This window comes from Saonia sp. (assembly GCF_056326165.1).
The window spans coordinates 37,862-44,756 of sequence record NZ_JBWFBN010000021.1 but is presented as its reverse complement, the minus strand read 5'-3'; the positions used below and the strand labels follow the sequence as shown (position 1 = coordinate 44,756).

The 6,895-nt window shown below is 39.1% G+C and carries 15 protein-coding genes; 14 read left to right on the top strand and 1 reads right to left on the bottom strand.

The annotated features are described in order from the left end of the window. Positions 1-184: 184 nt before the first annotated feature. Positions 185-667 carry a hypothetical protein gene (locus AC000W_RS14615; protein WP_474749334.1) on the top strand — a complete coding sequence of 161 codons (483 nt, stop codon included), beginning with the start codon at positions 185-187 and terminating at the stop codon, positions 665-667. Continuing rightward, positions 654-860 carry a hypothetical protein gene (locus AC000W_RS14610; RefSeq protein WP_474749332.1) on the top strand — a complete coding sequence of 69 codons (207 nt, stop codon included), beginning with the start codon at positions 654-656 and terminating at the stop codon, positions 858-860. The genes AC000W_RS14615 and AC000W_RS14610 overlap by 14 nt, the downstream gene beginning before the upstream one ends. On the opposite strand, the gene AC000W_RS14605 is transcribed toward AC000W_RS14610, so the two are convergent. Continuing rightward, positions 825-1,235: a helix-turn-helix domain-containing protein gene (locus AC000W_RS14605; RefSeq protein WP_474749331.1), complete on the bottom strand. Its 411-nt coding sequence runs from the start codon at positions 1,233-1,235 to the stop codon at positions 825-827. The genes AC000W_RS14610 and AC000W_RS14605 overlap by 36 nt on opposite strands. A gap of 169 nt (positions 1,236-1,404) precedes the next feature. Here AC000W_RS14605 and AC000W_RS14600 point away from each other — a divergent pair, with 169 nt between their 5' ends. From AC000W_RS14600 to AC000W_RS14545, 12 genes are all read left to right on the top strand, one after another. Further along, positions 1,405-1,545, top strand: coding sequence for a hypothetical protein (locus AC000W_RS14600; protein WP_474749329.1), 141 nt, complete (start codon positions 1,405-1,407; stop codon positions 1,543-1,545). A gap of 2 nt (positions 1,546-1,547) precedes the next feature. Next, positions 1,548-1,829 carry a hypothetical protein gene (locus AC000W_RS14595; RefSeq protein WP_474749328.1) on the top strand — a complete coding sequence of 94 codons (282 nt, stop codon included), beginning with the start codon at positions 1,548-1,550 and terminating at the stop codon, positions 1,827-1,829. Continuing rightward, positions 1,826-2,062 (top strand): hypothetical protein, encoded by a 237-nt coding sequence (locus AC000W_RS14590; RefSeq protein WP_474749326.1) that lies wholly within the window; start codon positions 1,826-1,828, stop codon positions 2,060-2,062. Before AC000W_RS14595 ends, AC000W_RS14590 begins: the two co-directional genes overlap by 4 nt. Before the next feature lies 1 nt (position 2,063). After that, entirely contained in the window at positions 2,064-2,261 is a 198-nt protein-coding gene (locus tag AC000W_RS14585) for a hypothetical protein (protein ID WP_474749325.1), read from the top strand. Positions 2,262-2,296: 35 nt separating this feature from the next. Next, positions 2,297-2,467: a hypothetical protein gene (locus AC000W_RS14580; RefSeq protein ID WP_474749324.1), complete on the top strand. Its 171-nt coding sequence runs from the start codon at positions 2,297-2,299 to the stop codon at positions 2,465-2,467. Between the two features lie 246 nt (positions 2,468-2,713). Then, positions 2,714-2,992: a hypothetical protein gene (locus tag AC000W_RS14575; RefSeq protein ID WP_474749322.1), complete on the top strand. Its 279-nt coding sequence runs from the start codon at positions 2,714-2,716 to the stop codon at positions 2,990-2,992. Further along, a complete protein-coding gene (locus AC000W_RS14570; protein WP_474749321.1) occupies positions 2,989-3,186 on the top strand; it encodes a hypothetical protein in 198 nt (65 codons plus the stop codon). The genes AC000W_RS14575 and AC000W_RS14570 overlap by 4 nt, the downstream gene beginning before the upstream one ends. Continuing rightward, complete coding sequence (locus AC000W_RS14565; protein WP_474749320.1) at positions 3,183-3,764, top strand: hypothetical protein; 582 nt, start codon at positions 3,183-3,185, stop codon at positions 3,762-3,764. Before AC000W_RS14570 ends, AC000W_RS14565 begins: the two co-directional genes overlap by 4 nt. Beyond that, entirely contained in the window at positions 3,764-3,919 is a 156-nt protein-coding gene (locus tag AC000W_RS14560; protein WP_474749319.1) for a hypothetical protein, read from the top strand. Before AC000W_RS14565 ends, AC000W_RS14560 begins: the two co-directional genes overlap by 1 nt. A gap of 7 nt (positions 3,920-3,926) precedes the next feature. After that, on the top strand, positions 3,927-4,205 hold the full coding sequence (locus AC000W_RS14555; protein WP_474749317.1) for a DUF3127 domain-containing protein: 279 nt from the start codon (positions 3,927-3,929) through the stop codon (positions 4,203-4,205). Between the two features lie 2 nt (positions 4,206-4,207). After that, positions 4,208-6,715: a DNA methyltransferase gene (locus tag AC000W_RS14550; protein WP_474749316.1), complete on the top strand. Its 2,508-nt coding sequence runs from the start codon at positions 4,208-4,210 to the stop codon at positions 6,713-6,715. Beyond that, positions 6,712-6,894: a hypothetical protein gene (locus tag AC000W_RS14545; RefSeq protein ID WP_474749315.1), complete on the top strand. Its 183-nt coding sequence runs from the start codon at positions 6,712-6,714 to the stop codon at positions 6,892-6,894. Before AC000W_RS14550 ends, AC000W_RS14545 begins: the two co-directional genes overlap by 4 nt. Position 6,895: the final 1 nt, after the last annotated feature.

The following is a 6,895-nucleotide window of genomic DNA, read 5'->3' as shown; positions in this document are numbered from 1 at the left end:
AAAGTAGTATTATTTGCCGTAATGGCATTTGTAGTGACGGTTTTTATAGCCTCTTGCAGCAATGACACAAGCAATGACAATCTTTACGAAACTCTATCTCCGGATAAAACAAAAACGAAATGTACTGGTTGTAACGACGGGTAGCATAATTTTATTATTAGGGCTTTTTTCAAAGTTCTTTTATTTGTATTATACAGGGGGTAACGATGTGGAACCCGGACCATATGGGTTTCCAGCGTTGTCCTCTTTTATGTGGAACCTGGGGACAGAGACTTTTACTATCACAATAGGGATATTTTTTTATATATCTACTTATTTTCATAAGTCCCAACCCTCTAAATTATTGTTTAGGGGTGTTTCTGCTATAATAATGGCCGTAGGGTTTTATTTTGTCTCTTGGATATTTTTTGACACGGGTGCCTTTAATGAAACTATGGAGCAGGTGTTGAGCATAACGTCCTCGTTGGTTTCCACTTTATTGTGTTTGGGATTGTTTCGCTTATTAGATAAAGAAATACAACATGTGTTAAAAATAATGCATAGTCAATTTTTGTTTTTGTTTAATGAGGTTGAAAGGGAGGGATATATAAAGGATGAGAAAAAAGAAATTTTTGTAAAACGTAGGGTAGAAATAGCAGACCAAGCTGTAGGAAATGAGCAAAAATAAATGTAAGAACACCCAAAAAATTAATAATTCTCCCTATTTTCCTAAAGAGGCGGTTGATCAGTACCAAAAAGATTTAAAATTGCTTTTAAAGCAAAAACAAGACGAAAAGGAAATAGAGGTGGATGATAAATTAGCGGGGTTATTATTGGAAAGGGAACTACTCCACACCGTTATTGCCCATGGACTTGTTTAGTTTGGACATTTGTAATTTTAATTTTTCTATTTCTTCCATTACTTCTCCAGAATAAAACTCTTGTTTCCACATTCTCTTTAGAAACCGTTGAAATTCTTCCAATGGTGTAAAAATATTTTCGTTTTCCTCTATATATAACAGTATGGCCAATGGGTCATATTCTGAAAGTTTCTTTTGAACGTTCCATTCCAATGCACTTTCACTCACGGCATATCCTGCCAACGCCATTATTTTTTCCAAAGTACCCCCATGTGGGTTAGAATCTCCTTTCTCATAATTAATAACAGATCGTAAAGAAACCCCAATACGTTCTCCAAACTCCGTTTGGGTCAATTTTAGATTTGTCCGTATCTCCTTTATTTCCTCAGGTTTCATAAAATCATCAAAAAAAATGTGAAACTTTCATGTGAAAATTCTTGCATATATGAAAGTTGTTTCATAATATTGTTACTCCAATGAAGCAAAAATACGTTTTTCATCCGAATTATAAGGAATTGAACGCTTAAAAACAGCTAATAAGGGATAAAGTGCAAAAACTTTCACAATGACAACAGATTTAGGATTATTTATTTACAAAGTAAAAACCCCTAGGGGCACAATTGAAACCAAGGTATTATCTGCAGGTGAGGTTGCGGCCAAACAAAGGGAGAACGTTGCTAATGCCATAATTAAAAGTATACAATAGTTATGGGAATGTTCAATGATGATCATTATGGCAAACTATTACCTGAAAGGGTGGTGGCGTTTTTGGCAGATTATACTACGCAAAAAGATACCGCTAGGGTATGTGATGAAATGGACGGCAACTACCATACTATAACGAAAGTGGTAAATGGTGGTATTCCTATGAGTAAGAAATCTGCTCCTTTTATAGAGCGGCTAATGGAGGTGTGTGTGGAAAACTGTGGCAATGTAATGGAAAAGGCGCAAAGGGATTTAGAGGAATTTAAAAACACTGCTGAGGTATGAGTTTGTTAAAAAAATTATTTCCTGTCCAAAGTAGGGAAAGCGAATTGGAACAGTCTGCCCAAACCTGTTTAAACCATATAATGAACAATTCTAAGGAATTTACCATTACAGAACAGGTGCGTATTGTTAATTATCTAAAAGAGCGCATAGGGGATATTATTGTGGACAAATGCGAAAGTCTGCAGATGGCCTCACAGGAATATGATGATGCATTAAAAGAATTACAACAGTAATATGACAGCCTCCCAAGCACATAATGTAATTAAACAATTAGAGCTTACTCCTTCCCAATTGGAGGAGCTGTCCCAATTGTTAAATGGAGGAGCTGTCCGTAAAAAAAGAAAAGAAAAAGTATTGCTTTTGGTAGATGCCAAGGCAGATTTTAAAAAAAGGTTATTTAGGTTGGTTAGTTGTAAAGAGGTAAGGATTTAGGATGTCCTTACCTCTTTTTTAATTATTGAGAATATATGCTTTATACAGATACGGGGGTCCGAGTGGACCAAAGAATTAGTGATGGTCTAACGACCTTTTTTACAGATGTTTTAAAAGCATATGAATATGCGTCACAGAAAAGGTCATATGTGTACCAACTATTTACCCATAAAAATGAGCATGCTGGTTATGGTGTGCCCAAATAAACCCAAATTATGAGAAACCTATTGGATGTTGTTTTACTGAGCCTATCATTTTCCATGTTCATGCTATCGTTGGTAGTGTGGTTAAGAAATTGGAAAACGGACAAAAAATATAATAAATCCAAAAAAACGAAAAATGAATGTTGACCAATCCACATTGGATGTAATGATTTCCGCTTACTGGGTGTTCATTACCATAATTGCAATAGTGCTTTTATACATGGTATTTACCGTAAAAAAGAAATGAATATGAAAACAGTTGTCAAGCAAACATCTAGGGAAGCCCATCAAATGATTATTCCCTTAAAACAGAATTTAAAGGCTACCATCCTATCCTCTATGGAGGAGGGCATGTTGTACACATTTAGGGATTTATCGGTTAAGTCTGGTTTAAAGGAAGCCCAAGTCTGGAAACGGTTATCAGAAATGAGAGATAACGACAAGACCATTGAGGAAGCTGGCAATACCAGTTGCAGGTATACGGGTGCCAAAATGACGGCTTGGAAAAAGGTAACTCCAAGAGAGTGATTTTTAAGGAGGATGAGGTATTAGTGGTGGCCGCAATAGACTGTCCTCGCATATACTTTGTTATTCGCCCCCATGGTCCGGATGCCACTATAGAAGTGTTACCAGATGGTCGTTGGCATACTATTAATGGGGTGTTATCCCCAGAGGAGAGATATTTTATAAACATCAATATTATAGAACCATTTTATTTATGAAAAGAGAAATTAGATCCGGTGAGCTTGTAAACATCAACTGCAAGTATAGTTACAAAGACACTATAGAACCCATAGAGGATGAGGGTAGGGGAATTTCTAAGTCTGGTAACGAGAAAATGGACACCCCAATACATGAGGACCTTAAAAAAGCCTTTATGGATGTAATTCCCCATTTTATGCTCCTTTGTGGTCAAGTGGAGGAAACCAAGGAAATACGGAATGCTATTAGGGATGGGGTTCCTGAAAACCCATTGCCCACCACCTCTATATTTTATCCATATGACGTTACATCTTTTGAAATTAAGGGCAACGGAAAACACGAAGGCGTGCAGTTTAAGGGCACCCGTATTTTATCCAATGGAGATGTATTGCCATTAACAAGCCCAAAAAAGAATTGGGAAAATGAGGAATATCCATTTATACAAGAACTTATTGAGCAGGTAGAGCACCTAAAAGAGGAGGTGTATCAATATACAGAAGGTAAACAAGCACCCCCACCTCCAGACCCTCAACAGGGTTTGGATTTTGATGCCTTGGACATAGGGGTAATGGGTGCGGATGATGAAATGCCCATCTAGTGGACAGAAGGGTAAAATATACTCTTGCCCATGTGGATGAGGTTCGTTATTGGTGGGATTTGATTTTTCAACCTACTTATGAAAAAGTACGCATACAAACAGGGTATAGTAGAAATTTTATATCCAGAGCATTGAGAGATTATAACAAAAATTAATTATAGAATGACAGTAACAGTAATAGGGGAGGTCGCCCAAATTGGACCAACACAACAGATAACGGAAACCTTTCAAAAAGCAGAGGTTATAGTAAAGACCGTGGAGGAATTTCCACAGTTTTATTTAATAGAGTTTGCCCAGGATAGGATTCATTTAACGGATAATCTGTTTGAAGGAAAAACGGCAAAGATAACCTGCAACCTCAATGGTAGGGAATATACCTCTAAAGAGGGTAATTACAGTGTGTTTATGAGCTTACGGGCGTGGAAAGTGGAAAGTGTATAATTATGAACTACCCCCAATTTTTAGAATCTAAAATAATAGTGGCAGAATCCTTTGGTTTTGATGCCCACCCAGATGGGTTAACAAGCGTGTTGTTTCCCCACCAAAAAGCAATATGTAATTGGATGCTCTCTGGGGGCCGCCGTGCCTGTTTTGCTTCTTTTGGATTGGGAAAAACCTTAATGCAATTAGAGATTGCCATACAGGTCATATGCCATACAGGTAAGCCGTTTTTAATTGGGTTGCCATTGGGTGTGGTGGGGGAATTTAAAAGAGATATCAACCTTTTGGGGAATCAGTTTGAGGTGGAGTATATTACGGACACGGATGCTATAGATACCTACGAACCAAAAATATATCTTACCAATTACGAACGGATCCGCAAGGGGGATATAGACCCCACCAAATTTGCAGGGGTTTCTTTTGATGAGGCCAGTATTTTACGCAATCTAAAAACGGAGACCACCAATTACGTATTAGAATATTTTACCCAAGTTCCCTATAGGTTTGTGTTCACTGCCACCCCAACGCCCAATAACTACATAGAGATATTGAACTATGCCGTTTTCTTGGGGGTGGTGGACCGCGGGCATGCCCTTACACGTTTTTTCCAAAGGGACAGTACCAAGGCAGGTAAGTTGACCCTGTATCCCAACAAAAAAGAGGAATTCTGGAAGTGGGTGAGCACCTGGGCGGTGTTTATAAACAAGCCTAGTGATTTGGGTTTTGAGGATGAGGAGTACAACCTTCCAAAATTGAACATCCATGAGGTTGAGGTAGAGCATTTACCAGATGAGGTCATATTGAACAAAGACGGTAAGCCTATTCTTTTTAAGGATGTTACCAAAAGTCTGGTGGATACCTCCAGGGAAAAAAGTGCATCCATAGACCTACGGGTGGCAAAGGCCATGGAAATCATGGACCAAAATCCAGATATACGATATATAGTCTGGCACCATAGGGAAGCGGAACGCATTGCCCTAGAGAAAGCCCTCAATCAACGCCCACATATCGTTTATAAATCAGTTTATGGCAGTCAGGACAACCCTACCAAAGAAATGCTTATCACGGACTTTGCAGAGGGCAAATACCAGGTATTATTATCTAAACCTGTAATAGCTGGGCAGGGGTGCAATTTTCAAAAGGATTGTTGGACTTCCATATTCTTAGGCATTGATTATAAATTCAATGATACCATACAGGCGGTACACCGTAATTACAGATTTGGACAAGACCATGATGTGGACTGCTATTTTATTCACACCCAAAACGAAAGGGAGGTTTTAAAGGTGCTTTTTGATAAATGGAGGAAGCATATAGAACTACAATCCGAAATGATCAACCTAGTACGGGAGTATGGCCTTAACACAGAGAAAATTACCACTGATATGAAAAGACAATTATTTAAAGACCGTAGAACGGCCACCATTGGCAATGCCACGGTCCACAATGATGATACAACAGTTGTCCATAAGGAAATGAAATCTGATAGCACGGACATGATATTGACCTCCATACCCTTTGGGGACCACTATGAGTATAGTGACAATTACAATGATTTTGGTCATAACCACGGTAATGCTGCCTTTTTTCAGCAGATGGATTATTTGACCCCAGAGCTGTACAGAACCTTAAAGCCCGGGAGGGTGGCGGCCATCCACGTAAAGGACCGTATACGTTATTCCCACCAAAGCGGGCAACCTTTTGTAAGTATAGAGGATTTTAGCGGCCGTACCGTTGCCCATTTTGAAACCCATGGTTTTGTATTGTGTGGTAAAATAACCATAACCACGGATGTGGTACGTGAAAATAACCAGACCTACCGCCTTACTTGGGGGGAGCAGTGTAAGGATGCAACTAAAATGGGAGTGGGCCTACCGGAGTATGTTCTACTCTTTAGAAAGCCTCCAAGTGACAATGGCAACGCCTATGCGGACGAACCCGTAACCAAATCTAAGGAGGAGTATGGATTGCCTGTATGGCAGTTAGACGCGCATGCCTATTGGAAATCATCCGGCAACCGCTTTTTGAGCTCGGAGGAGCTAACGGTGGCAGATGTGAAGTCCGTCTTTAACCAATGGAAGGACTATGATAAAAAGAACATATATGATTTTCAGGAACATTTAAGGGTGTGTGAGGATTTGGACACGTCTGGGAAGCTTTCCAAGCTGTTTATGACCATTCCCCCAACGTCTGCCAATGATATGGTATGGACGGATGTAAACCGCATGAACACCCTAAATGCCAACCAAGTAAACCGAAAAAAGGAAAAGCATATATGCCCCCTGCAGTTAGATATTATAGAACGGTTGATCAATAGGTTTACCAATGTGGGGGACTTGGTAGATGATCCTTTTGGTGGGCTTTTCAGTACCCCATATAAAGCATTGGAAATGGACAGGAAAGCCATAAGTGCGGAATTGAACCCAAGCTATTATGATGATGGTCTTTTCTATTTAAAGAGTATGGAATATAAGATCAATGTACCCACTTTATTTGATATGGTAGGATGAATGAGTTAATTACAATAGAAGCTGTTTTAATAAAGGAATTCCCTAAGTCTTGGTATTTGGATTGTGAAGGAGATAAAGCCTATTTCCCAAAGAGCTTGGTGAATTTTAAAGAGAAAGAGCAGGAACTTATTGCCCCAAAATGGCTGTTAATGGAAAAATTTCCGAACGAGACTTTCTAAT